This is a genomic window from Roseibium sp. LAB1 (genome assembly GCF_054658235.1).
Genome location: NZ_BAAGIB010000001.1, coordinates 39,464 through 65,331 on the forward strand (window position 1 = coordinate 39,464; position 25,868 = coordinate 65,331).

Annotated in this window: 20 protein-coding genes and 1 tRNA gene; 5 read left to right on the forward strand and 16 right to left on the reverse strand. The window is 57.2% G+C overall.

The window, feature by feature from the left end; genetic code table 11:
- Both mfd and ACYQ54_RS00205 read right to left on the reverse strand, forming a co-directional pair.
- A complete protein-coding gene (mfd, locus tag ACYQ54_RS00200) occupies positions 1–3,486 on the reverse strand; it encodes a transcription-repair coupling factor (protein WP_460078236.1) in 3,486 nt (1,161 codons plus the stop codon).
- A 17-nt stretch (positions 3,487–3,503) separates the two neighbouring features.
- Complete coding sequence (locus ACYQ54_RS00205) at positions 3,504–3,821, reverse strand: FAD assembly factor SdhE (protein ID WP_460078238.1); 318 nt, start codon at positions 3,819–3,821, stop codon at positions 3,504–3,506.
- Positions 3,822–4,054: 233 nt separating this feature from the next.
- On the opposite strand from ACYQ54_RS00205, the gene recG reads away from it, so the two are divergent.
- Positions 4,055–6,157: an ATP-dependent DNA helicase RecG gene (gene recG, locus ACYQ54_RS00210; protein ID WP_460078239.1), complete on the forward strand. Its 2,103-nt coding sequence runs from the start codon at positions 4,055–4,057 to the stop codon at positions 6,155–6,157.
- Positions 6,158–6,163: 6 nt separating this feature from the next.
- On the opposite strand, the gene ACYQ54_RS00215 is transcribed toward recG, so the two are convergent.
- On the reverse strand, positions 6,164–6,706 hold the full coding sequence (locus ACYQ54_RS00215; RefSeq protein ID WP_460078242.1) for an RBBP9/YdeN family alpha/beta hydrolase: 543 nt from the start codon (positions 6,704–6,706) through the stop codon (positions 6,164–6,166).
- A gap of 132 nt (positions 6,707–6,838) precedes the next feature.
- On the opposite strand from ACYQ54_RS00215, the gene ACYQ54_RS00220 reads away from it, so the two are divergent.
- On the forward strand, positions 6,839–7,309 hold the full coding sequence (locus ACYQ54_RS00220; protein WP_460078245.1) for an Lrp/AsnC family transcriptional regulator: 471 nt from the start codon (positions 6,839–6,841) through the stop codon (positions 7,307–7,309).
- A gap of 25 nt (positions 7,310–7,334) precedes the next feature.
- On the opposite strand, the gene ACYQ54_RS00225 is transcribed toward ACYQ54_RS00220, so the two are convergent.
- Positions 7,335–8,072, reverse strand: a complete 738-nt coding sequence (locus ACYQ54_RS00225) for a DUF502 domain-containing protein (protein ID WP_460078247.1) — start codon at positions 8,070–8,072, stop codon at positions 7,335–7,337.
- Between the two features lie 143 nt (positions 8,073–8,215).
- Between ACYQ54_RS00225 and ACYQ54_RS00230 the strand changes: the two genes are divergently transcribed.
- A complete protein-coding gene (locus ACYQ54_RS00230; RefSeq protein ID WP_460078250.1) occupies positions 8,216–8,614 on the forward strand; it encodes a YbaN family protein in 399 nt (132 codons plus the stop codon).
- 3 nt (positions 8,615–8,617) lie between these two features.
- On the opposite strand, the gene ACYQ54_RS00235 is transcribed toward ACYQ54_RS00230, so the two are convergent.
- From ACYQ54_RS00235 to glmU, 3 genes are all read right to left on the reverse strand, one after another.
- Positions 8,618–9,049, reverse strand: a complete 432-nt coding sequence (locus ACYQ54_RS00235) for a GNAT family acetyltransferase (protein WP_460078251.1) — start codon at positions 9,047–9,049, stop codon at positions 8,618–8,620.
- 18 nt (positions 9,050–9,067) lie between these two features.
- A complete protein-coding gene (gene glmS, locus ACYQ54_RS00240) occupies positions 9,068–10,894 on the reverse strand; it encodes a glutamine--fructose-6-phosphate transaminase (isomerizing) (RefSeq protein ID WP_460078253.1) in 1,827 nt (608 codons plus the stop codon).
- A gap of 116 nt (positions 10,895–11,010) precedes the next feature.
- Positions 11,011–12,366, reverse strand: a complete 1,356-nt coding sequence (gene glmU / locus ACYQ54_RS00245; RefSeq protein ID WP_460078254.1) for a bifunctional UDP-N-acetylglucosamine diphosphorylase/glucosamine-1-phosphate N-acetyltransferase GlmU — start codon at positions 12,364–12,366, stop codon at positions 11,011–11,013.
- A gap of 182 nt (positions 12,367–12,548) precedes the next feature.
- Between glmU and ACYQ54_RS00250 the strand changes: the two genes are divergently transcribed.
- Positions 12,549–13,811 carry a hypothetical protein gene (locus ACYQ54_RS00250; RefSeq protein ID WP_460078256.1) on the forward strand — a complete coding sequence of 421 codons (1,263 nt, stop codon included), beginning with the start codon at positions 12,549–12,551 and terminating at the stop codon, positions 13,809–13,811.
- An 82-nt stretch (positions 13,812–13,893) separates the two neighbouring features.
- Here ACYQ54_RS00250 and ACYQ54_RS00255 read toward each other — a convergent pair whose 3' ends face one another.
- The 3 genes from ACYQ54_RS00255 to ACYQ54_RS00265 all read right to left on the reverse strand — a co-directional run bounded on the left by ACYQ54_RS00255 (position 13,894) and on the right by ACYQ54_RS00265 (position 16,468).
- Positions 13,894–14,634, reverse strand: a complete 741-nt coding sequence (locus tag ACYQ54_RS00255) for a cytochrome c biogenesis CcdA family protein (protein WP_460078258.1) — start codon at positions 14,632–14,634, stop codon at positions 13,894–13,896.
- Between the two features lie 128 nt (positions 14,635–14,762).
- Positions 14,763–15,830 (reverse strand): TAXI family TRAP transporter solute-binding subunit, encoded by a 1,068-nt coding sequence (locus tag ACYQ54_RS00260; RefSeq protein ID WP_460078259.1) that lies wholly within the window; start codon positions 15,828–15,830, stop codon positions 14,763–14,765.
- Between the two features lie 344 nt (positions 15,831–16,174).
- A complete protein-coding gene (locus ACYQ54_RS00265) occupies positions 16,175–16,468 on the reverse strand; it encodes a hypothetical protein (protein WP_460078261.1) in 294 nt (97 codons plus the stop codon).
- 371 nt (positions 16,469–16,839) lie between these two features.
- Here ACYQ54_RS00265 and ACYQ54_RS00270 point away from each other — a divergent pair.
- Positions 16,840–16,915 (forward strand) — tRNA-Lys (locus ACYQ54_RS00270).
- Between the two features lie 239 nt (positions 16,916–17,154).
- Here the strand turns inward: ACYQ54_RS00270 and ACYQ54_RS00275 are convergent.
- The 6 genes from ACYQ54_RS00275 to tpiA all read right to left on the reverse strand — a co-directional run bounded on the left by ACYQ54_RS00275 (position 17,155) and on the right by tpiA (position 25,649).
- Complete coding sequence (locus tag ACYQ54_RS00275; RefSeq protein ID WP_460078264.1) at positions 17,155–20,310, reverse strand: efflux RND transporter permease subunit; 3,156 nt, start codon at positions 20,308–20,310, stop codon at positions 17,155–17,157.
- Positions 20,311–21,471, reverse strand: coding sequence for an efflux RND transporter periplasmic adaptor subunit (locus ACYQ54_RS00280; protein ID WP_460078265.1), 1,161 nt, complete (start codon positions 21,469–21,471; stop codon positions 20,311–20,313).
- Positions 21,472–21,762: 291 nt separating this feature from the next.
- Positions 21,763–22,590 (reverse strand): VOC family protein, encoded by an 828-nt coding sequence (locus tag ACYQ54_RS00285; protein ID WP_460078268.1) that lies wholly within the window; start codon positions 22,588–22,590, stop codon positions 21,763–21,765.
- A 29-nt stretch (positions 22,591–22,619) separates the two neighbouring features.
- A complete protein-coding gene (locus tag ACYQ54_RS00290) occupies positions 22,620–24,248 on the reverse strand; it encodes a CTP synthase (protein ID WP_460078270.1) in 1,629 nt (542 codons plus the stop codon).
- 133 nt (positions 24,249–24,381) lie between these two features.
- A complete protein-coding gene (gene secG / locus ACYQ54_RS00295; RefSeq protein WP_460078272.1) occupies positions 24,382–24,765 on the reverse strand; it encodes a preprotein translocase subunit SecG in 384 nt (127 codons plus the stop codon).
- 125 nt (positions 24,766–24,890) lie between these two features.
- Positions 24,891–25,649, reverse strand: a complete 759-nt coding sequence (gene tpiA / locus ACYQ54_RS00300) for a triose-phosphate isomerase (RefSeq protein WP_460078273.1) — start codon at positions 25,647–25,649, stop codon at positions 24,891–24,893.
- Between the last annotated feature and the right edge of the window lie 219 nt (positions 25,650–25,868).

The window sequence follows — 25,868 nt, forward strand, 5'->3', positions numbered from 1 at the left end:
TCAAGCTGCCGCCAACCGCGCCAGCTTTGTCAGCACCGTTGCCGTGCCTTTCAAGCGAGCATCGGTTTTCTCCCAGTCGCGAGACAGCACCACCTTCTGGTCCGGCCGGATCTTCGCAAGAACGCCCTGTTCGGCGATGTAGGAAACAAGCCCCGCCGGATTGGCGAATTCGCTGTTGCGGAACGTGATGACGATCCCCTTCGGACCGGCATCGACCTTCTCCACATTGGCTTTGCGGCACAGACCCTTGATGAAGACGATCTTGAGGAGATGCTGCACTTCCTCTGGAAGTGGCCCAAAACGGTCGATCAGTTCAGCGCCAAAGGAATCAATTTCCTCCGCCTCGGTGACATCGCCCAAACGGCGGTAGAGCTGCAGGCGCAGTTGCAGGTCGGCGACATAGTCTTCCGGTATGAGGACCGGTGTACCGATATTGATCTGCGGCGACCATTGTTCGTCGCCGAAATCCGCGCCGCCATCCTTGAGCTGGGCAACGGCCTCTTCCAGCATCTGCTGGTAAAGTTCGAAGCCGACTTCCTTGATGTGGCCGGATTGCTCTTCACCAAGCAGGTTCCCGGCCCCGCGAATGTCGAGATCGTGACTGGCCAGCTGGAAGCCTGAACCTAGCGTTTCGAGAGACTGAAGGACCTTCAATCGGCGCTCGGCAGTTGCCGTCAACGTCTTGTTGGCTGGAACCGTAAAGAGCGCGTAGGCGCGGGTCTTGGACCGGCCGACACGACCCCGCAGCTGGTAGAGCTGCGCTAGGCCGAACATATCCGCCCGGTGCACGATCAACGTGTTCGCGGTCGGAATATCCAGCCCGGATTCCACGATCGTGGTCGACAGCAGGACGTTGTACTTGCCTTCATAGAAGGCGTTCATGACATCTTCCAGTTCACCCGGGGGCATCTGGCCGTGGGCAACCGCCACTTTCAGTTCAGGCACCTGGTTCTCCAAGAACTCCAGACGCTCTGCAATGTCGGCAAGGCGTGGACAGACATAGAAGCTCTGCCCGCCTCTGTAATGCTCGCGTAGAAGGGCTTCTCGAACCACCAACGGATCGAACGGCGAAACGAACGTGCGCACCGCCAGCCGGTCAACCGGCGGCGTTGCGATCAGCGACAGTTCGCGTACCCCAGTCAGCGCAAGCTGCAAGGTCCGCGGGATCGGTGTTGCCGAGAGCGTCAGCACATGAACGTCAGATTTCAGCTCCTTCAGCCGCTCCTTGTGCTTGACCCCGAAATGCTGTTCCTCGTCGATGATCAGCAACCCGAGATCACGGAATTCGATGGATTTGCCCAGCAAGGCATGGGTGCCGACGACAATGTCGACAGACCCGTCGGCGATGCCTTTCTTCGTAAGATTCAATTGCCTGGCCGGCACCAGCCTGGAAGCATGGGCAACGTTGATAGGAAGACCATGAAAACGTTCGGAAAAGGTCTTGAAATGCTGGCGGGCCAGAAGGGTCGTGGGCACCACCACGGCCACCTGTCGGCCAGACATGGCCGCAATGAAGGCTGCGCGCAGCGCGACTTCCGTCTTGCCGAAGCCCACATCTCCACACACCAGCCTGTCCATCGGCCGGCCGGAGGAAAGGTCATCGAATACGGCATCGATTGCTGTGAGCTGATCGTCCGTCTCCTCATATGGGAATCGTGTTGCGAACTCGTCGTAGACGCCGTCCGGCGTTTCCACCACAGGTGCGGTCTTGAGTGCGCGCTGTGCAGCTGTCTTGATCAGGCCGTCGGCGATTTCCAGAATGCGTTTCTTGAGCTTGGCCTTCCGCGCCTGCCATGCTCCGCCGCCTAGTTTGTCAAGCTGGGCTTCCTGATCTTCCGAACCATAACGGGACAGAAGCTCGATGTTTTCGACCGGCAGATAAAGTTTGTCGCCACCGGCATATTGCAGTTCAAGGCAGTCATGCGGCGCGCCGACAGCCTCGATCGTCTTGAGACCGATGAACCGGCCGATACCGTGGTCCACATGAACGACAAGGTCGCCTTCGGACAGGCCGGTCGCCTCGGTAATGACGTTGGCGCCCTTGGCCTTTCGGCGCGACTTGCGCACCAGCCTGTCGCCCAGAATGTCCTGCTCGCCGATGAAGACAACGTCTTTCAGCTCGAAACCGTGCTCGATGCCGAGGATGCAAAGCGCCGTCGTTTTGGCGGGAAGGTCCTCGAGTTCCTTCAGCGTGTCCGCATTCTTGACCGCGCCGAGACCATGATCGCCGAGGATCTGACCCAGACGGTCCCGCGAACCTTCAGACCAGCAGGCGATCACTGTGCGTTTGCCCTGTTTTTGCAGGTCACGCACATGGGTGGTCAGCGCATCGAAAATATTGATGTCGCCGGCGGCCCGTTCAGCGGCGAAACTGCGGCCCTGGCGCCCACCAAGTTCGACAATCGTCTTGCCACTGCCTGGCGGTGGAGTGAAAGGATCAAGCGAGGCGCTTGCCCGGTCGGCAACGGCGGCACGCCATTCGTCTTCAGTGAAATAGAGACTGGCCGGCTCCACCGGCATGTAAGGTACCGTTCCGGCGCTGGTCCCCATTTCACGCGCTTCCTGACGCGCGCGGTAATATTCATTGACCTGGTCGACCCGTTCACGCACCGCGTCGCTCATGCTGGTATCCAGCACAACGGGCGTGTCGCCGATGTAATCGAACAGGCTTTCCAGCCGTTCGTGGAACAGTGGCAGCCAGTGTTCCATTCCGGCATACCGCCGGCCGTCGCTGATCGACTGATAAAGCACGTCTTCACGGCTGGCGGCGCCGAAATTGGCCAGATAAGACCGACGGAAACGCGAGATCGCTTCCTCCGACAAGACGACTTCGCTCATCGGAACCAGGTCGAGCCGCTTCAGCTGTTTGGAAGTCCGTTGGGTTTCGGCGTTGAACGAGCGGATCGACTCGAGCGTATCGCCGAAGAAATCGAGCCGCACCGGTTCTTCCGCGCCGGGCGCGAACAGATCGACAATGCCACCGCGCACCGCATATTCACCCGTCTCGCGCACCGTCGGGGTTCGCGAAAAGCCGTTCATTTCCAGCCAGGCGGAAATGGCTGCCATATCCACACGGTTTCCCGGTGCCATGGAAAAGGTCTGATCAGCCATGAAAGAACGCTCAGGCATGCGCTGGAGCGCAGCGTTGAGCGTCGTCATCAAGACGGTTTTCCGCCCGTCCGCAATGCCCCGCGCGAGTTGACCAAGCGCCAGCAGCCGGCGGGCACTGATGGCCGAGTTCGGTGACACACGGTCGTAGGGCAGACAATCCCAGGCCGGCAGTTGCAGGATGTCGACCGTTGGATCAAAAAACTGCAGCGCTTCACTGACCATGGCCATACGGGTGGCATCGCGGGCGACAAACACAAGTGCAAGACCCTGTTTGTCGGTTTCGGCGAGCAACCTGGCAAGAGCGTAGCTTTCGGCCCCATCCGGAACGCTGGCAAGCGTCACGTTGGCCTGATCCTTCAGCAGGCTGTCAAACACAGCTGGCGTCCTTGTTGTTATCTGACGAACCCGGCCGGACCGGCGGCTTCGTGATAGGCAATGATACGGCGGTAAAGCGGCCCGTCCCACTCCTGCGGCAAAGGCTTGCGCCCGGTCATCCAGGCGTAAAGATCCTGGTCGTGCGCCGTCAGAAGGTGCTCCAGTTCACGGAGTTCATCTTCTGACAGGTTATCGATCTGGGCATCCGCAAATCCACCCAAAAGCAGGTCCATCTCCTTCATACCCCGGTGCCAGCACCGAAACAGTATTTTCTTGCGCCGGGAATCCCGTTCGCCACCGTTGGTATCGACTTGTGCGCCGGACGTTTCGGACATGTGAGACAGACCTATATGAAGCTGACCGGTCTTGAAGCGAAAGGCGGTTTTCCATTCGCCGATATGGGCCGGACGGGTGATTTCGTGTCGGTTATATAGCGCCAGAGTTCACGCTTGTCAGCGTCCAGTTCACAGAATGTTCTATTTGTTGCGCAGGGCTCCGCCTTCATGGCAGAACAGGGAGCCCTGATGCCCGAACGCCTCGCTGTCTTCTGAAGGTTTATACGCCGAACATGCGCCCTCCGGTCCTCGATCCCCTGTTTGCCCCGGTTTCGACCCTGCCTGGAATCGGTCCTAAGATCGAGAAGCTCGTATCCGGCCTCGTCGGCAGCCAGCCTGACCGGGACGCAACGGTTGCCGACCTGCTCTTTCACATTCCTCATAGTCTGATCGACCGCCGCCATCGCCCGGGCATTGCCTATTCGGAAAATGGCGACATCGTCACCCTGGATGTCACAATCGGCCGGCACATGGCTCCACCCCGGCATTCAAAGGCTCCCTACCGGATCAACGCGTTTGACGAGACCGGACAGATCACCTTCGTGTTTTTTCATTCACGCCGCGACTGGTTGGAGAAGACCTTTCCCGAAGGCGAAAGAAGAATCGTGTCGGGCAAGGTCGAATGGTTCAACGAGCGCCCGCAGATGGTGCATCCGGACTATTCGCTGAAACCCGAGGAGGCGGAGGAAATGCCGGCCATCGAACCGGTCTATCCTCTGACCGCCGGCCTTGCCTCCAAAACCCTGCAGAAGGCAGTCCGGGCCGCTGTCGACCGTATTCCACACCTGCCGGAATGGCTGAATGATGCACATCTTCACCAGACTGGATGGCCGGACTTTGCCGAGGCTCTGAAAACACTGCATGCGCCGCATGAACGCAGTGACATCGACCCCGTCTCTCCTTTCATGCAGCGGCTCGCCTACGACGAGCTACTTGCCAGCCAGTTGGCTCTTGCCATGGTGCGAGCGCACATGCGCACGCTTGGCGGCATTGCCCGGATCCCGAAAGGGGATCTGCAAAAAGCAGTGATCGCGGCACTTCCGTTTCAATTGACCGGTAGCCAGGCGAAGGCAATTGAGGAAATAAACGAAGACCTCGCCAAGCCTGTGCGCATGTTGCGTCTTCTGCAAGGAGATGTCGGCGCCGGCAAGACCGTGGTGGCGCTTGCCGCCCTGGCTCAGGTGATCGAAACCGGCGCTCAGGGCGGTCTGATGGCACCAACCGAAATCCTCGCCCGCCAGCATTACGCATCGATGTTGCCGCTGTGTGAAAAGGTGGGCATCCGCCTTGCCCTGATGACCGGAAAGGATAGCCAGAAAGAGCGCCGTATCCGGCAGGAGCAGCTGGACGCGGGAGAGATCGACTTGGTGGTAGGAACCCATGCTCTCTTCCAGGGATCTGTGACCTTCCGCAATCTGGCCATGGTCGTTGTCGACGAGCAGCACAGGTTCGGTGTCCACCAGAGGCTGGCCCTGTCCGCAAAAGGCAATGGGGTCGACGTTCTCGTCATGACCGCAACTCCGATCCCCAGAACACTTGTGCTGACAGGCTTTGGAGACATGGATGTGTCACGCTTGACCGACAAACCCGCTGGGCGCAAGCCGATCACCACCGTGTCCGTATCCCTCGATCGGCTGGACGAGATCATCGGGCGTGTCGGTGCTGCGGTCGCGGACGGCCAGAAGGTCTATTGGGTGTGTCCACTCGTGGAGGAATCCGAAAAGATCGACCTTGCCGCCGTCGAAGAACGACACCGTGTACTGGAACATGCCCTCAGACAGCGGGTTTCGCTGGTCCACGGCCGGATGAACGCTGACGAGAAGGACGCCGCAATGGCAGACTTCAAGTCGGGAGCAACCAAGGTACTGGTGGCGACCACAGTCATCGAAGTCGGCGTTGACGTGCCCGATGCCACGATCATCGTGATCGAACATGCCGAACGTTTCGGACTGGCACAGCTACACCAGCTGCGAGGACGGGTCGGGCGCGGCGACAAGCCGTCCTCCTGTGTCCTTCTTTACAAAGGCCCCTTGGGCGAAACGGCCGGCGCCCGGCTCAACATCATGCGGCAGACAAATGACGGCTTCCTGATCGCCGAAGAAGATCTGAAACTGCGTGGTGGGGGTGAAATTCTCGGCACGCGCCAGTCGGGAACACCCGGCTTCCGAATTGCGCGTGCCGATGAACACGCCGATCTGATGGAAGTTGCCCGTGACGATGCAAGGCTGATCCTCGAACTGGACCCGGATCTGAAATCGAACCGCGGCGAGGCGCTGCGCTGTCTCTTGTATCTATTCGGCCGGGACGCTGCCATCAGACTTCTTCGAGCGGGCTAGCAGGTTTCAGGCAGCCGCCAACCCGGCAATGAACGCGGTAAGGATCCCCTGCCCCTCCTTCCAGTCTCCAAGACCGCTTGCCTCGTTGATGTGACCTTTGCAGCCGAGGTTGATCACTGTCCCGCCGGCTGTTTGAGCAAGCTGCCGCCCTTCTCCAACCGGATCATACGGATCATCGGAACTTTCCAGAACCAGCATCGGGGACCGCATTACCGAAATGTTTCTGGCAGCAAACCCTGCGGCAGATTTCGGAAAATTCACTCCGGTAGCATCGGGAACACCCACAAGAAGCGCCCCCTGCCAGGAGCTGGTGGTCTGTTGAGCCCAATGAAGGAAGGCGAGGCAGCCAAGCGAATGGCAGACGAAAACTGGCCCCATATCACTGCTACCCGACACGCGATCAATCGCTTTAACCCAGTTACCAAGTTCTGGCGCGGTCCACGAAGCAGGTGAGATCCGGATCATCTTCGGAAAGATCCGCTCCCAATGTGTCTGCCAATGGTTAGGACCCGAGTTACCAATTCCTGGAATGGAGACAATCTTCGTCATTCAGAAAACCCTTGTGGTTTGTACTTTCAATGAGAATGACGATAATCAAGACAGACAGGCCCTAGATGAAGGGTATTTCATCGGATTGCGCATCAAATTTCAGATGATTTGACGGCAAAATGAGAGATCGACTTGCAAATCAAAATTGACCCGACAGACATCGCAATTCTGGACGTGCTGCAGCAGGACGGCCGGTTATCCGTATCGGAAATCGGGCGCCGCGTCGGTCTGTCTCAACCAGCCGCATCCGAACGCATAAAAAGGCTGGAAGAACGTGGCATTATTACGGGATATACCGCTTGCGTTGATCCGGAAGCCCTGGGGCTTGCCATGCAAGCCATCCTGCGGCTGAAAACGACCCACGAGAATATTTCCCGCGCCCTTCAACTCTTTGACGAAACGCCGGAAATTGTCGGCGTAGACAGGGTGACCGGTGAGGACTGCTTTGTCTTGCGTGTCCTGGTGCCAAGACCGGCAGACCTGGAACAGATCGTGGATTTCATCGCCCGCCTCGGGACGGTGACGACGTCGGTCGTGCTGCGTCGGCAACCCGTCAAGCCCATTTCGCGGCAATTGCTCAAAGCATCCGCTGGTAACGCGTAGTTACTGATCTGACAGACGACGTCGCTCAGGCGTCTTCGGAAGTTCTCACCCGTTCCAGCTGAACAGGGTCGACAATTTCTTCTTCCAGTATTTCCGGATATTTCGGATTGACCAGACCTGCTGAGATGACAAGCTTTGCCGCGTCCTCGACGCTCATGTCCAATTCGATCACGTCTTCCTTCGGCACGAACAACAGGAAGCCTGATGTCGGGTTCGGCGTGGTCGGCAGGAACACGGAAAGCGTATCGGCCTGGTCCTTGAGCTTGCGCTCCACTTCGCCCTTTGTGTCAGTGGAAATGAAGACGATCGCCCAAAGGCCGCGGCGAGGATATTCGATCAGGGCAGCCGTGGTAAAGCTGCTTCCACGTTGATCAAGTACTGTCTCAAATATCTGCTTCAAGCCACTGTAAATATTACGAACAAGCGGCATACGGCCAACGATCTTCTCGCCAACCGAAATGAGACTACGGCCAAGAAAGTTAGCTGCGAAGAAACCGACGACGGTCAGAACGAACACTGCAACGATCAGCCCGAACCCCGGGATCGGAAACGGCAGATAGGTGTCCGGGTTATAGAGTTTGGGCACAAACGGTTTGACCCAGCCATCCACCCACTTGATGAAGGTCCAGGTCAACCACAAGGTAATGCCGATCGGACCGGCGATCACCAGCCCGGTCAGAAAGTAGTTGCGAAGACGCGTTGCCGCACGCGGCCGATGGCCTATCTTGTGCGTCTCTTCTGCTTTATGTTTGTGTCGGCTCATGGGTTAAACACGAAACGTCCCTGTGTGTGCTCGTCTTTTCAATTGACCCGCATTTAGATAAGCATCTTTATCGCAGTGCGGTATCCTTCGCTCGATTTATTTTTCAGCGATATATTCAAATAGTGCCGGATTTGGAGGCAGTGTTGCGGCGGACCACGTTCAAACTTCTGGGAACCGGATGTGTCGGGCTCGGGATTGTCGGTGCGTTCCTGCCCATCCTGCCAAGCACCATTTTCTTCATTCTGGCCGCTGCCTGCTTTGCCAGGTCATCTCCGGCTCTCGAAGCCCGGATACTCAAACACCCGATTTTCGGACCACCAGTGATCGCCTGGCGCGAACATGGAGCAATCCCGCCAAAAGCTAAGATCTTCGCCGTTTCCGGCATGACCTTCGGCTATTGTGTCTTCTATCTGTCAGCCCATCCTGACCTGTGGCTTGCCATTCTTGTGGGACTGTTCATGGTCGGCTGTGCAGCTTACGTCCTGTCGCGCCCCTCGGGCCCGGGAAACACACCGCCCGACGGCTGCAAGGATCCGTCCTGATCCTCAGGGCCGTATGTCCGGTATCAGTCGCTTTCCCAAGGAAACGGCAGATTCCTCCGCGTACCCGAGCTGTTCATAGAACCGCAGAACCTTTTCGTTGTCCTGACGCACCATCAGGTTGATCTTTGGGCAACCCCGCGCAATCAGGAATGCTTCGCAACGGCTCATCAGCATCTTTCCAAGCCCGACCGTCTGGCATTCGGGATCGACGGAAAGATAATTGATCGACCCGCGGTGACCGTCATAGCCAACCATGACAGACCCGATCAGTCTTTCGCCACGGAGCAACATGAAAAACGCGCCATTTTCGTCAGTCTGCTTGCGATCGATATCCTTGTCCGGGTCGTTCCACGGCCGCGTCAGGCCGCATTTTTCCCATAGCGCGATCACATCGCTTCTGTACCGTTCCTCGAACGGCAGAACCCGATCTTGCATGATTTCATCGTCCTCGGATTATTCGACCGTCACGGATTTGGCGAGGTTTCGCGGCTGATCGACGTCGGTCCCCATGAAGACGGCCGTATGATAGGCAATTAGCTGGACGGGAAGTGCATAGATAATCGGTGCGACGATGTCTGACATGTCCGGAAGAATGACGGTGTTTTCCGCGGCATTACCGCATTCCGAAGCACCGCGCTCATCGGTGATGAGTACAATCCGCCCGCCGCGCGCCGCCACTTCCTGCATATTCGAAACGGTCTTCTCGTAGATCGCATCATGGGGAGCGATCACGAAGACCGGCATGTTTTCATCAATCAGCGCAATCGGACCGTGCTTGAGCTCCCCGGCGGCATAACCTTCAGCGTGGATATAGGAGAGTTCCTTGAGCTTGAGTGCGCCTTCCAGGGCAAGCGGGAAATTGGTTGCCCGGCCGAGATAAAGCGCGTTGCTCGCCTTGGACAGCGGATGTGCCAGCTTCTCAATGTCGCTTTCACAGGCCAGCGCCTTGAGCGCAAGGCTCGGAACTTCCGTCAATTCCGCGACAAGTTCCTGCTCGCGCTCCGGGGTAAGCACACCACGTTCCCGTCCGGCCTGCAGGGCGAGACCGGCCAGCACCGCCAACTGACAGGTGAAGGCCTTCGTCGAGGCAACCCCGATTTCCGGTCCCGCGATGGTCGGAAACACTCTGTCGGCTTCGCGCGCAATCGTGCTTTCCGGAACGTTGACAATCGCTCCGATCGTCGCACCATGAGTCTTGCAATAGCGCAGCGACGCCAGCGTGTCGGCAGTTTCACCCGACTGGGAAATCACCAGCGCCGTATCCTTGTCGCTAATCGGGGTTTCGCGATAGCGGAACTCGCTGGCAATATCGATTTCCACCGGCAGACGGGCATATTTCTCGAACCAGTATTTGGATACCAAACCGGCCAGATAAGCCGTGCCACAAGCGGTGATGATCAGGCGCGACAGATCCTTGAACTTCAGCTGCTCGGCCCCTTCAACCCGCGCGCGTTTGGTCGTGTAGTCGAAGTAACGCGACAGCGTATGACCAAGCACTTCCGGCTGCTCGTGAATCTCCTTGGCCATGAAGTGCTTGTAATTGCCCTTGTCCATCAAGCTGGAGGTCACAGACGACCTGGCTTCAGGACGGGTCACAGGCTGGTTCTGCTGATCGAAGATCTGCACTCCTGCCCTTGTAATGACCGCCCAGTCCCCCTCTTCCAGATAGGTGATCCGGTCTGTGAAGGGTGACAGGGCAATAGCATCCGAACCGAAGAACATTTCGCCTTCACCGTGCCCGACGGCAAGCGGCGATCCCTTGCGGGCACCGATCAGCAGATCGTCTTCACCTGCAAACAACATGGCGAGCGCGAACGCACCTTTCAGACGTGGCAGAACTTCTGCAACGGCATCGCGTGGAGAAAGGCCTTTAGCCAAGGCCAGATTCACCAGATGAGCCACGACTTCAGTGTCGGTCTCCGTATCCAGAATCGCGCCTGAGGCAACGATCTCTTCTCGCAGATCCAGATAGTTCTCGATAATGCCGTTGTGAACGACAGCGACCGAGCCGGCAAGATGCGGATGGGCATTGGCAACTGTCGGTGCACCATGCGTTGCCCATCGCGTGTGGCCAATGCCGGCGGAGCCCTGCAGCGGCGACGTCTCGAGAACGGCTTCCAGGTTGCGAAGCTTGCCTTCAGCCCGGCGGCGCACGATGGCACCGTCCACCAGGGTGGCAACGCCGGCGGAATCGTAACCTCGATATTCCAGGCGCTTCAGCGAATCCACGATCCGCGGCGCTGCGTCAACCGTTCCCAACACGCCAACAATGCCACACATGCAAAAGCCCTTTAAAAATGGATCCAACGGACCGTACTGCTTTAGACGACAGTGCCGTCCAGCCAGAAATCAATCCCTGTTTCAGAAAATGACAGGGGTCGGTAAATGTTCGAAGATCAGGATTTCTTGTCTTTCGCGGCTTTCAGCCGCTCACGCAATTGCTTGGCCTTGCCTTCCTTGGCAGTCTGCCGAGCCCGACCGAAAGCCATGGAATCCTGCTTGACGTCTTCAGTGATCACGCTTCCCGCTGCGATGAAGGCACCATCGCCGAGCTTTACCGGCGCAACAAGCGTTGAGTTGGATCCCACGAAACTGCCTGCGCCGATGTCCGTCCGGTGTTTCAGATAACCGTCGTAATTGCAGGTGATTGTCCCTGCGCCGATGTTCGACTTGGACCCGACGCTGGCATCACCGATATAGCTGAGATGATTGGCCTTTGCGCCCGGTCCGAAGGTGGCGTTTTTCACTTCCACGAAATTGCCGACACGGGTATCAGCGCCCAGAACGGCACCGGGCCGCAAGCGCGCATAGGGCCCAACGACACTGTTTTCACCGACGGCAGCTCCTTCCAGATGACTGAAAGCTCGGATCCTTGCCCCGCCGGCCACCTTGACACCGGGCCCGAACACCACGTTCTGCTCGATAACACAATCCGGTTCCAGTACGGTATCGTGAGAGAAAAACACTGTGTCCGGAGCAAGCATGGTACAGCCGTTTTCCAAGGCTGCATGGCGCATGCGTGCCTGGAAATCCGCTTCACAGACCGCCAGTTGCGCGCGCGTGTTGATACCTTGCGTTTCGTCTTCAGTCCCCGAAACCGCGATAACCTTCAAGTCTCGGCTGTTGGCGATTTCAACTGCATCGGTAAGATAAAATTCGCCCTTGGCGTTGGTATTGCCGATGGCGTCCAGCAAGGAAAGTGCGCGCTGCCCAGAAAAGCCCATGATACCGGAATTGCAGAATGTGACCTTCCGTTCATCCTCCGACGCGTCCTTTTCCTCGCGAATGGCAACCAGCCTGCCGTTCTCGGTCAAAAGCCGCCCGTACCCGAATGGCTGCGCGGTTTCAAACCCGAGCACAACAAGATCCGCGCCGTTGGACAATGCCTGCCGGACTTTACTGATCGTGTTTGCCGTCACCAATGGTGTGTCGCCGAACAGCACCAGGACATCGTCTGACGCTTCTTCGAGCGCCTCGCGCGCGGCAAGGGCCGCATGGGCCGTTCCCAGGCGGTCATGCTGGACATGGCAGCGGGCCTCAGGCGCCAAAGCTCTCACCAACGTCTCGACCTCCGGCATGTCCGGGCCGGTTACAACGGAAATCCTGTCGGATCCGGCCTGTTTCAATACCCTCACCACATGCCCGACCAGCGGCAGTCCGCCAATCTCGTGCATCACTTTAGGCAGGTTGGATTTCATCCGGGTGCCGAGCCCGGCGGCCAGAACGATCGAAAGGCAAGAACGGGAAGTCATGAAAGGTCCACTGTAAATTTTCCGGGCAATGCCCACACAAGTCGGCCTCTATATGCCCCGATCCACAGAACATTGAAAGATCTGACTTCCCGAGCATTCAGGTTTGCTTTTCATTAACCATAATACGCACCTGATGGGGTATCTTCTTTGAGATTCGGTTTCAGGTTCAGGAAGCAGCACCTTTGGCAAAACGGAAGGCACAGAAATCCGTTCGGGACGTTGTCCGGGATACGTTCACGCCCTCGCGTGTCGGCCTGCTTTCCTGGGCGTTTGCTGCCGTCTGCATGGGAACGGTTGGACTTGCGTCTTACCAGTTCAGCACTGCCAACAGCCAGTTCGCCCCAAAATTCGATTTTCCGGCGGGATTACCGCTGCCTTCGGTCGGGAACGTCGGTTCAACCGCTTCCATCGCAACATCTTCCGGCAAAGGAATGCCGATCGAAGTCATGCAGGTGCCGGAAGATGGCGAACAGGGTGCCCTGCCCGACCTGAGCCAGAGCCAGATCGAAGTGCTGCAAAAGGAGATCGTCGGGTTGCGCCGGCGCCTTGGCGCACTAGCAGAACAGAACCTCACCTATTCGCGCCGCATTGCGGCACTTGAAAAGGAAGCCGCATTTTCGAAGCTTTCCAGCTCGCAAAATCTTGCCACGGCGAACGCCCCCCCGGCCGAACCAGGTCCTGGAGTTGTGCGAACGAAGGCTGCGCCGGAAGCATCCGGAAAGCCCCTTCCCGTTCCGCAGGCCGCGCCAAGAATGAAGGTTGAAGCACCTGCACCGGCTAATTCAATGAAAGATGGTCAGGCAGTCCAGAAGGGTCCGTCTCCAAAAACATTGGCGGAACCTCCGAAGACTCCCCCCAGGCTGATCAGCCTTCAGTCCGCCACAGTTCCTGCTGCGGCACCATCCGCAGGTTTCAATCCGGCTGACCCGGTTCGGATCGTCGACATGCCCAAGGTCGACCTGCCTCAGACCAGCGACGCACCACGGTCAACCGGATCCATTCCCCTGGCAGTCGAAGAGAGCGCTCCACCAGCCACGGCCACACCGGGCACGTTTGATGCAACGCCAACGCGCACGACCGATGGCCCAAAGGTGATCACGCCTTCAACTCCATCCGGACGGCTTCGCAGCGGCGGCGACAGCAAACTGAAGCGAAGCGATTTCGGAGCAATTATCGGCCACTACAGTTCCACGGCCGCGGCGGCGAAAGCCTGGGCAGATTTCAAGAACCAGAATGTGGAACGTATGCGCGACCTTCGCCCGCTTCTGAGGGAGCGGAATACGCCACAAGGCGGCATTGCCTTACTGGTCGGCCCCTTCGCAAATGCTGCCGATGCCGCCGTCGCCTGCCTTCACCTTCTGGATGTGACGGAACTTTGTCACCCGGCCCTGTTCGCAGGCGACCCTCTCGTCACCGCAGCTGAATTTCGCGATACGGCGTTCTAGACCAGGTCAACCCGGGCAAACCGTGTCTTCGGCAACGCCAGAGGGAACTTAAGGACATCGCGGCCCGTTTTCCGAAAGCCTTCTATCCAACAGTCTGAAGGGCCGGAAACGTCTCCAGAAGCCAGTAGGACAAAACGGCCATCTGCCCGGTCAGGAACATGATTCCGGTCAGAACGAGCACGCCGCCCATGGTTTTTTCAACCGCGCCCATGTGTTTACGGAACCGCCTCATGAATTTGAGGAACGGCGCCGCAAACAGTGCTGCGATCAGAAACGGGATCCCAAGGCCGAGCGCATAGGCACTCAACAGCAACGCACCCTGCCCGACGGTTTCTTTTCCGCCTGCGACAAAAAGAATGGCAGCCAGAATGGGCCCGACGCATGGCGTCCAGCCGAAGCCGAAGGCCAGACCGATCACGTACGCCCCGAGCGGGCCTGCCGGCTTTTTCTCCACATGAACACGCGCTTCCTTGTAGAGCATGCCGATGCGGAAAACGCCCAGGAAATGAAGCCCCATTACGATGATTCCAGCACCTGCAATGTAGCTCAGGTAGTCCAGATAGGCGCGGATGAACTGTCCCAGAAAACTGGCCGTCGCCCCTAGCAGAACGAATACCGTCGAAAACCCGAGCACAAAAAACAGCGCGCTCAGGAAAACACGTCTCGATGCTGCCGTGCTGTCCTCCGCCTCACCGGACAGTTGTTCCAGCGAGACGCCTGCCAGAAATCCGAGATAGGGTGGCACGAGCGGCAGGACGCAAGGCGAGACAAAGGATAGGACACCGGCAAGTGCGGCGCCTATTATGGTGACTTCCTGGATCATTCGACATTCCGGTTGTTCTGGTAGCCCGGCCGGTAATCCGGATAGGCTCGGAGCGACCTTCTTAGCCGCTTCCCCACTTTGACCAAAGACACAAGGTGCTCACCATTTGGAGAGCAAGAAACGCCCGCTCAATTTCCCTGCGCCGGTGTGGTCGCGGGCACTAAGCCCTTTTCCCGGAAGTAGGTCAATGCGCCAGGATGTAGCGGCGCGGGCATCTTGTAAGCCACCATGTCTTTTTCGGTCAGCCGGCCCAGAGCCGGATGCAGACGTTTGAAACTGTCGAAATTCTCGAAAACCGCTTCCACGAGTGTCTTTACGATTGCTTCCGGCATTTTCGCAGAGGTTACGAATGTCGCGATAACACCAAAGGATTCCGCCGGCTCAGCAAGACCATAGAGGCCAGCAGGGATATCCGCCGGCATGTAGTAGGGAAATTCCGCCAAAAGCTTGTCGACCGCCTCTCCATCGATGCCGATCAGGCGAATATCACAACGTTCCTGCGTTTCCTCGATCAAGGCTGCAGGATGGCCGATAAGTTCGAAATAGGCATCAATCCTACCTGAGCACAGCGCTTCCGCCAGTGCAGAGGTCTTGAGCTCCTCTAGCCCTTCCTGATCCTTCTGCGTCCAGCCCAGTCTGCTGATCAAGGCGTTCCAGGAAGCGGCAGAGCCGGACCCCTTGCTGCCGATGTTGATCTTCGCCTCTTTCAAGTCATCGAACTCCCGGTACGGGGATTCTTCACGAACGACGATGGTTGCCACTTCCGCATGCAGCGAAAAAATGGAGCGCAGATCCTCGAACGGCCCGTTTTCTTGAAAGGCCGATGTCCCTAGAAAAGCATGATGCTGCCAGTCGGACTGTACATAACCAAAATCAATCTCACCTGAGTGTATCTTCTCGATGTTGGCAATAGAGCCGAGTGTCGTTTCGACAGAACAGCGGACCCCATGGTCCGCACGCGTCATGTTGACGATCTTGCAGGTTGCTCCTCCGGAGGGATAGTAAACGCCAGTGACGCCCCCAGTGCCTATTGTGATGAAATGCTGATCGTCCGCCTTCACAGCGGCAAATGCACCGCTCAAGACCACCAGGCCTGCACCGAGAAGAACGGAAAGCTGGCTGCGTGCGGCGTTCCCTCCAGTCAACTGGTGCACAAGGCACTTAGCTGCAACGAGAATCTCACGAGACTTTGCCAAATCGTTCCGCCCTTCTGCCGCCCACCAGAGACGGCGCCCTTTTTAACACGGGCGAGCCGCCAGCCGCAGCACCCGAATATCCGTCGCAGTTTCGAACTGTGTTCATTCGATACTGCAGCATTCGCAGAAATACGCGATGTCCAAGGGATAGCAAAGGTGACGGGTGAACACCAGTTCGCGAAAATCAGGTTCAATCACAAGTTATCTGAACCCGTGTCTGGGGCCAGTGACGAAATCAGCAAAAAAATTGAATTCAGGTTCTAATCGATCTGCATCAATGCGTTGAAGGGGCCTGACGAATAAGACCAAGTTCAAACCCTGAACCGGCCACACCCCAGACAACATCAGTTGTTTCGCCCTCCCCGGATCACTTCAAAGAGCTTCCCCTTCAGCTCTTCGTCAGCATCACCGTCCCGAAGACCTTGCCGCCACTGGTCAAGGATCAGGCGCAAACCGAGCGTTTCCCGGCTATGCGGTAACTCTCCGATAAACGACGCGAAAAACAGGTCGAGTCGATCCCGGTCAATCAAGCCCTGGTCGATCAATCCGTGAATCAGGGTCATCGTTGCAGCGATATGTCCCTTCACGAAATCGAACTCGACGGAGCTCGTATGGGTGTCCATTGTTGTAGTGTGCATGTAACCTCTCATGTGCCAGATAACGTTACATCACAAAGCTTTATTGCGCTACCTGACAGTTTTCGCAGGAGAATGATCGTTATTTTCTTAAAAGCGAAAATTAGCAACTAGATTTAAAAAGAGTAAACTGGACTGTACCTGTTATTACTATCAAGAGACTTCTCAATATTGCTAAATTCAGTTGCGGGAGATCGACATTCCCCGAATTTGGTTATGTGTTTTCAACAGTGACCTGCGATTAACACCGTTTTTTCCTACCCTGTTGAAAAAATCGATTTTGCCTCTTGCAATGTCCTCACGGTCGGCCTAAACACACGCCACCAACGCGGTGGCGCTGCAACAACGCACTGAACCGCTTCGGAAATTGGTGAGAGCCGATAGCTCAGCTGGTAGAGCAACTGACTTTTAATCAGTAGGTCCAGGGTTCGAACCCCTGTCGGCTCACCAATATTTCCAAAAACTTATCCTTAAAATTTTTAAGCTTGTAACATCTACACAGAGCCAATGGCTCTGCTGCTGAAACTTGTTCTGCGATTGCACGGTCGTGAAACTCGGCTGCTCCGTTGCTTTCAGAATCTTGACCGGAAAAAGTAAACCGGGCAACCCATCTGGATCGCCCGGCAAAACTTACCTTAAGTAAGATTCAAACAACGCAAACTCATCCGCGTGTTGAATAAATTTTCAGATCAGGATGCGACAGGCTCCTGATCCGTCGGGGCTTTTCCTTTGCCGCCAAACCAGCCTTTGACCGTTTCACGCATCGTCTGCATGTTCACATAGAGAATCGGGATCATCAGAATGCCGATGCAGGTTGCAAACAGCATTCCACCAAACACGGCAAAACCAATGGCTTTCTGGCTGGCTGCGCCGGCACTCGACGCAGTCATCAGCGGCACGACACCCAACAGGAACGACAGGGCAGTCATCATGACTGCTCTGAACCGCAAATGCGCCGCCTCGACGGCCGCATCCCTGATCGACTTACCGTCAGCGCGCTGCTCCATCGCGAATTCCACGATCAGAATGGCATTCTTCGCCCCCATCCCCACGAGCATGATCATGCCGATTTGAGTGTAGAGATTGACGTCACCTCCTGTCGCGAACACCGCCACAAGCGCACCGAGGATCGCGAACGAGACCGACATCAGGATCGCAACCGGCATCGTCCAGCTTTCATACTGGGCGACCAGGAACAGGTATGTGAACAGGATTGAAAGCAGCAGGATGAAAAGAACAATCTGCCCAGAGCCGAGCTGCTGCAGCGCCGTTCCTGTCCACTCAAGGGAGTATCCATCCGGAAGAGCCTGAGCGCCCGCGGCGTTGACGTCGTTGATGACGACACCGGTAGAGGCCCCAGGCGCCGGATCAGCCATAACAGCCGCGGCACGGAACATGTTGTAGCGGGTCAGAATCTGCGGACCGAGAACGTTCTGTGTTGTCAAAATGCTGCGCATGGGAACCATTGTGCCGTCGCTCGCACGTACATAGAGCGCACCGATGTCCTCCACCCGATCGCGGAACTTGCCCTCAGCCTGAATCATGACCTTGTAGACACGGCCAAAGATGTTGAAGTCGTTGATATAGTAGGAACCCAGATAGGCCTGCAGCGTGGTGAAGACATCCGACACATTGATGCCGAGCGTCTTGGCTTTCTCGCGATCAAGATCGATGAAAACCTGAGGCACGTTGGCCCGGAAGGTCGAGTAGGCCCTGCCCACCGCGGGGCTCTGGTTGGCCGAATAGATCAGCGACCCAAGTGCCGATGCCAGATCCTGCGGTGAGCCGCCACCAGTCTGTTGCAACATCACCTGAACCCCGCCCGTTGTACCGAGACCCGGAATAGGCGGCGGGTTGAAGGCGATGATATTGGCGCCAGGAATGGTTGAGAATTCAGCCCAGAACTTTCCAAGGATCGCGTCAATACGAAGATCGGCAGCCTGACGTTCGTCCCAGTTCTTCATGGTCGTAATCACAAGCGCTGCGTTTGAAGACGTTGCGCCGTTCAGGATGGAATAGCCGTTGACGATAACAACGTCTTCGACACCCGCGGTCTTCGAGGCGAGTTCGACCACCTGCTTGGTTACGGTCTCGGTCCGCTGTAGCGAAGCTCCGTCCGGAAGCTGAACGTCGACCATCAGGTAGCCCTGGTCTTCCGACGGCAGAAAGCCCTGGGGAAGTGACCCGCCAAGGGTAACGATTAGGGCAACCGCTCCGGCAACGACCACCAGCCCCATGATGGCGAACCGGACAAGACGGCGAACGATTGCCGTATAGCCGTTGCGCACAGAGGTTATACCCCGGTCGAACAGCCCCATGATGCCCCGCGGTGGACCGGAGCGTGCTTTGAGGATAAGGCCGCAGAGGGCCGGCGAGAGCGTCAGCGCGTTGATCGAGGAAATCAACACAGAGACCGAGATGGTCACCGCGAACTGCGAGTAGAGCCGTCCGGTGATGCCCGGCATGAAGATCGTCGGAACGAACACCGCAAGCAGTACCAGCGTGGTTGCAATCACCGGGCTGGTGATCTGTTCCATCGCCTTTGTGGTGGCCTCTTTCGGCGACAATCCTTCATCGGAAATGATGCGCTCAACATTTTCCACTACAACAATCGCATCATCCACCACGATACCGATCGCCAGGACGAGCGCAAACAGCGAGATCGTGTTCAGCGTCATGCCGAGAGCCAGAAGAACGGCAAACGTACCGATCAAAGACACCGGAATAGCGACAGTCGGGATGATCGTCGCTCGCCAGTTGCCAAGGAAGATGAACACCACCGAGACAACCAGCAGGAACGTCAGGAACAGCGTCGTGATAACGTCGTCAAGCGACGCCTGAACAAAATCCGTGGTGTTGAAGGGAACGCCATATTCCATGTCTGGCGGGAAGTCCTTCGCCAACGCGTCGAGCCGAGCCAGCACGTTTTCGGACACTTGAAGCGCGTTCGCTCCCGGGGCCTGGTACACCGCCAGAACCGTGGAAGGTTTGCTGTTGTATTCACCCGAGGCATTGTAGACCTGCGCGCCGAGTTCCACCCGGGCAACGTCGCCAATCGTCACAACGGCGCCGTCAGCACCGGTCCGCAGCACGATCTGTTCAAATTCTTCCGGCGACGACAGGCGGCCCTTGGCCTTAATGGTGTACTGGAACTGCTGCCCGTCCGGAACCGGAGGCGCACCGATCTGACCGGCGGCCACCTGAATGTTCTGGTCACGAACTGCGGTGATGAAATCGGTCGGCGTCATGCCCAGACTTGCAAGCCTGTCGGGATCGAGCCAAATGCGCATGCCGTAGGAAAAATCCGTCATCACGTCCGCACGACCGACCCCGGGTACGCGGGCGAGAGAGTCCTTCAGGTTGATGGAAGCATAGTTCGACAGGAAAACCGGATCGTAGCTGCCGTTCGGCGAAAAGAGCGTGATGACCAGCAGCATGTTCGTGCTGGCCTTCTGTACGGTGACGCCGTTGTTGGTCACATCGCTTGGCAGCTGGCTGGTGGCCTGGCTGACCCGGTTCTGCGTATTGACCGTTGCAATATCCGGGTCTGTCCCAACCGCGAAAGTGACGTTGAGCGAATAGCTGCCGCTGTCGTTGCTGGTCGACTGCATGTAGATCATGTCGTCGACACCGTTCACCTGGCCCTCGATAGGAGCGGCAACGGTTTCTTCAAGCACCTCCGCATTGGCACCGGTATAGGTCGCGGCGACGTTGACCACCGGCGGAGTAATGTTCGGAAACTGCTCAACGGGAAGCGACAGATAGCCGAGCACACCGGCAATCGTGATCACAATGGAAATGACCAGCGCGAATTTCGGCCGGTAGATAAAAAAGCGTGAAAACATTTAGCTTTTCTCCGCCGGCTTAGAAGCAAGAACGGGGTTCACAACCACGCCGGGGCGCACTTTCTGCAAGCCTTCGACAATGACTTCATCGCCTTCCTTCAGGCCTTTGGTGACGACGAAAGTCGTCCCTTCCTGTTGCCCGAGCGTGACGTAGCGCTGTTCGACTTTCTTGTCCGCCGTGATCGCCAGTACGAACGCGCCTTCCTGGTCCCTTTGAATAGCTGCCTGGGGAACGACCAGGGCCGTTTCCGTCTTGGGTGCTTCAAGAACCACGGTCACATAGGTTCCGGAGATCAGACGAGTGTCCTTGTTGTCGAACTGACCTCGGAACGAGATGGTGCCGGTTGCCGTATCGACCTGATTGTCGATGAAGACGATTTTGCCCTTTTCATCGTAGTTTTGGCCGTTCGGCAGAACCAGCTTGAGATCGGGAGATTCCTTCGGCTCGATATCTGCCGGATTGATGCCGTGGGTCTTGACCGCGTTCAGGTACTGCGCCTCGCTGACAGAAAAATTCACATAGACAGGGGCAAGGCTGATGAGGCTGCCAAGAGAGCTGGTCGTCGGTCCGACGACCTCACCCACACTGTAGGTGGTCTTGCCGAGCTGACCGTCGAACGGTGCGGAAATATCCGTGTAACTGAGGTTGAGTTCAGCTTCCTGAAGCGAGGACTGTGCCGCCTCCACCGATGCTTCCGCCTGCTGCTTCTGTGCCAGGGTCGCTTCGTAGGCAGCTTCCGACAGGTGACCTTTGTCCTTCAGGTCCCTGTCTCGCTTCTCGTCGGCGGTCTTAAGCGCCGCATCTGCTTTTGCACTTGCCAGATCAGCCTTGGCTTTTGTCAGTGCTGCCTGATACTGGGCTTTTTCAATCGTGAACAACAGGTCGCCTTTCTTGACGACGGATCCGTCAGGCACGGCTTTCTGTTCCAGAAACCCTTTGACCCGGGCCATCAGATCGACCTTGTCGATCGCGGCAACCTGACCGACAAAGCGGGCACTTTGGCGAATATCCTGTGAGACGATCTTGGCAACGCTGACTGAAGGTGGCGGCGCTGCCGGTGCGGCCTTTTGCGTCTCGTCGGAGCACGCGGCCAGCAAAACCGACGTGGCAACAACAAGTGCGAATTTGCGAGGGAAAGAGACAAAAGGCAAAAAAGTCATTCGGGAACTCCGCAGTCCGACCTTCAGGTCAAGGCGCATAATTGGAGCTCACTATAAAAGGACTGGTTGATTCAACAAGCGAATAGTGCCCCGACGTGTAGTCTTGGGTGAAAAATTCCTGAACGTTTCCAAAGTCACGTATGCATTACGAGATTGGAGAAGCAGGGTTGCCAATCTTCAAATTACTGCCCCTGAAAATAGAGATGATCGAGAAATTCATCGAAGCCAGACCGGGAATGTCCAGCTGGCAGAAGCGTCTGCCTTATTGCTGGAACAAACCAGAACGTTCGGCTACGTCACTTCCGGGGTCAGGATCAATGTCAAACCGAAAAGCTGGCTTGCCGGGATGATCTTACGTTCCGCCAACCTCTTGCAGCCGATCTCCAGAGCAGCAATTTGCGGCAAGGGACCGGAAACCTGTTCGGACGCCTCGGCACCAACCAGTGACGCGTAGGCCGAAGGCGTCAGAACGGATATGACACCCCGCGTCGTCTTGAGTGCCAGTCCCAGGCTGCTGGCGCGCATTTCGCGCTGACCTGTCAGCCCGCCAAGAAACTCATGATGATCCGAAGGATCTCCGGCGACGAAATAGACTGCCTTGACGTTATCAGCGCCATTGGCATGGTCTTGGAAAGCTTCTTTCCAGAAATTTTCCGGGAATCGGTTGTGACAAGTGAAGAAACCGATCTCCGGAGCAAGCGGATCGCTTGTGAACGTGAGGTCGAAAGCAACCTGCACCTTGCTGCCATCGGATAGATTAGCTGTGCGCTCAAAGGAAAACGGCTCGTAGAGCCTCATTCCGGCCTTTCGGAAATCGGCCCTGTCCTTCTGCGGATCGACACTGTCCAGCACCAGCATGCTGGCGCCTTCCCTGTCCCCCAGGAAATCACGATTGAAAGCCCCGAATGAGAAAACGTCGTCAGAAGCTTCGAAAATGAGTTCAGGATCAGCGACGGACAAAAGCTCGACGAAGAAACCGTCGAGCTGGACCAATCGATTGGCCGTTCCCCAGGAATGGCGGTTTTCGGGTGTTACCGTGAAGCCGAGATCGCTCCAGGCCTGGCCCGCGGCCTCAAGATCCTTCACCGCAACGACGAGGTGATCGAGCCCGCGCACCATGTTTCCTGTCCCCTTCCCGCCCTGTCCGGTCAGACCAGACGGCCCTGATGAACCGCTGCGCTGATGAACGATGCGAACAGCGGATGCGGATCGAACGGGCGTGACTTCAGTTCTGGATGATATTGAACTCCCACAAACCAGGGATGATCCGCGATTTCAACCGTTTCCGGCAAAACGCCATCAGGCGATGTCCCGGCGAAGATAAGTCCGCATTGCTCGAGCTGATCACGGTAGCCGATGTTGACCTCGTACCGGTGGCGATGACGCTCAGAAATCGTGGTCGTCCCATAGATTTCCGCAATCTTTGACCCAGCCTTCAAGGCTGCCGGATAAGCGCCCAGGCGCATCGTCCCGCCCAGATCGCCTTCAGCATCGCGCACTTCCTTCAGGTTGCCTTTGGTCCACTCGGTCATCAGGCCGACCACAGGCTCCTTCGCCGGACCGAATTCGGTGGAGTTTGCCTCCGTGATGCCGGCAAGATTGCGGGCAGCTTCAAGAACCGCCATCTGCATGCCGAAACATATACCAAAATACGGGATCTTGCGCGTGCGCGCGAAGTTGGCCGCGGCAATCTTGCCTTCAGCGCCTCGTTCCCCGAAGCCACCCGGCACGAGAATGCCGTGCACACCTTCCAGGTACGGGCTCGGATCTTCCTTCTCGAAGGTTTCCGATTCGATCCACTCGAGATTGACCTTGACCCGGTTGGCGATACCGCCGTGGACCAACGCCTCTATCAGCGACTTGTAGGCATCCTTCAGAACAGTGTATTTGCCGACGATTGCGATCTTGACTTCGCCTTCCGGATTGGCAACCGCCTGGGAAATGCCGTTCCAACGGTCAAGCACCGGTGCGGGTGCGCCCTTGATGCCGAACGCTGCCAGCACTTCGTCGTCAAGACCTTCCTTGTGGTAGGCAATCGGCACGTCGTAGATCGACTTGACGTCGTAAGCAGGAATGACCGCACTCTCGCGAACGTTACAGAACAGCGACAGCTTCCGCTTTTCCGTCTCCGGGATCGGACGATCGCAGCGGATCATCAGGATGTCCGGCTGAATACCGATGGAACGCAGTTCCTTCACCGAGTGCTGCGTCGGCTTCGTCTTCATTTCGCCGGCACTTGGAATGTAGGGCATCAGGGTCAGATGCACATAGACAACGTCGCCCCGTGGAAGATCATTACCGAGCTGACGGATCGCCTCAAAGAACGGAAGCCCTTCGATATCGCCCACCGTTCCACCGATTTCGACAAGGACAAAATCGTAGCCCTCGTTACCGGTCACGACGAAGTTCTTGATCGCGTCGGTCACATGCGGAATGACCTGGACCGTTCCGCCCAGATAATCGCCACGCCGTTCCTTGGCTATGATGTCCTGGTAGATCCGGCCGGTGGTAATGTTGTCCTGCTGGTTTGCAGGACGCCCGGTGAACCGTTCGTAGTGGCCGAGATCGAGGTCTGTTTCCGCTCCGTCGTCGGTCACAAAGCATTCGCCATGCTGATACGGGCTCATAGTGCCCGGGTCGACGTTCAGATAGGGATCGAGTTTGCGGAGTCGGACCTTATATCCGCGGGCCTGGAGCAATGCGCCCAGTGCCGCAGAAGCAAGACCTTTTCCAAGCGAGGAGACCACGCCGCCAGTGATGAAAATGTATCGCGCCATGGACCAATACCATATCCTTGCCGAGGGCGTCTTGGCCACTCGGGAGTTGCGTTCTCAACACATAAAAATGCCCTGCGAGTTAAACCGCAGGGCATATGTCGGATGAATGGGCCTGAAGACCCGTTCGGCCGCCTTACTGCGCGGCCGGGACCTGAGGTCCGGAAGGTTGCTGCTGATTCAGCTGTTTCAACGAATCGAGAACACCACCTGAACCGCCTTCGGTAGAACCGTCCGTCGTGGCCGGCACTTCCTGAGTTGCCGTCGGCACGGCATCCAGAATCGAACCCGGGCGGTCCTGATTCTTGGCAATCAGGCTAAGCGTCAGCGAAGTGGCGAAGAAAGCCACCGCCAGAACGGCGGTTGCACGCGTCAGAATGTTCGCAGTTCCCCTGCTGGACATCAGACCGCCGCCTCCGCCACCGATGCCAAGCGCACCGCCTTCGGAGCGCTGCAGGAGGACAACAAGCACCAGGGCCAGGACGACCATCAAGTGGATTACGATGACTACGGTTTCCATCGAACGCCATTCTTCATTGAATTCAAGATTGGCGGCCTTCTACACCAGACGCCGCCAGCTTTCTACCCTTCAATTGCGCCTTCGTCACAGAAGCTTCAAGGCCGGGCACAATATATTCGGTGTCATCAAGAATAAGCGGCCAGAATACCGAGGAAGTCTTCTGCCTTCAGACTCGCCCCGCCAACCAGCGCACCATCAACATTTGCGACAGCCATAAGTTCCCGGGCATTCCCCGGTTTGACCGAACCACCATACAGAAGTCGCATGGAAGCGCCTTCTTCGCCGAACCGGCCTGAAAGATTGTCCCGCATGGCCTTGTGCATTTCTTCCACATCACCCGCAGTCGGGGTCAAACCGGTGCCGATGGCCCACACAGGTTCATAGGCAATCACGCAGTTCTCGGCCGTAGCACCGTCCGGAACGGACCCGTTCAGCTGACGTTCGACAATTGCAAGCGCCTGCCCGGCCTTTCGTTCGGCTTCCGTTTCCCCGACGCAGATAATGGCGACAAGGCCGGCTCGCCAGGCTGCCCTGGCCTTTTCGTTGACGTCAACATCGCTTTCGCCATGATCGGTCCGCCGCTCCGAATGGCCTACGATCACGGCTTTCGCGCCGGCATCGGCAAGCATTTCGGCGGAGATATCGCCGGTGTGGGCGCCAGAAGCTGCCATATGGCAATCCTGACCGCCTACCGAAAGCGATCCTTTACCGGCCTTGTCGGCGATGGCAGCAATCAGCGTCGCCGGAGCGCAGATCATCGCATCGACCGAATCCGCCAGATCGTCGCCGATTCCGGCAATCATCTTGTAGACTTCGGCCTGATTAGCCTTCAGGCCGTTCATTTTCCAGTTCCCGGCCACCAGCGGCTTGATCGCTGCACTCATATTCAGTGTCTCCCACGGCATGATCCATGATTTGCCGCCTATAGAGCAGAAGCGCTGATGCGTTGCAATCACCCAGAAGACGGGAAAACCCAAATCCCTTCCGAAGTTTGTAAAAGGCCGCCTTGCGGCGGCGGCGCGGCGTCTTTATGATCCGCCCGCTCCGGCCTAGGCCGGTTCTGAATTCAGCCGGCAACACCGGCTGCCGGAAAGAAGTAGAAT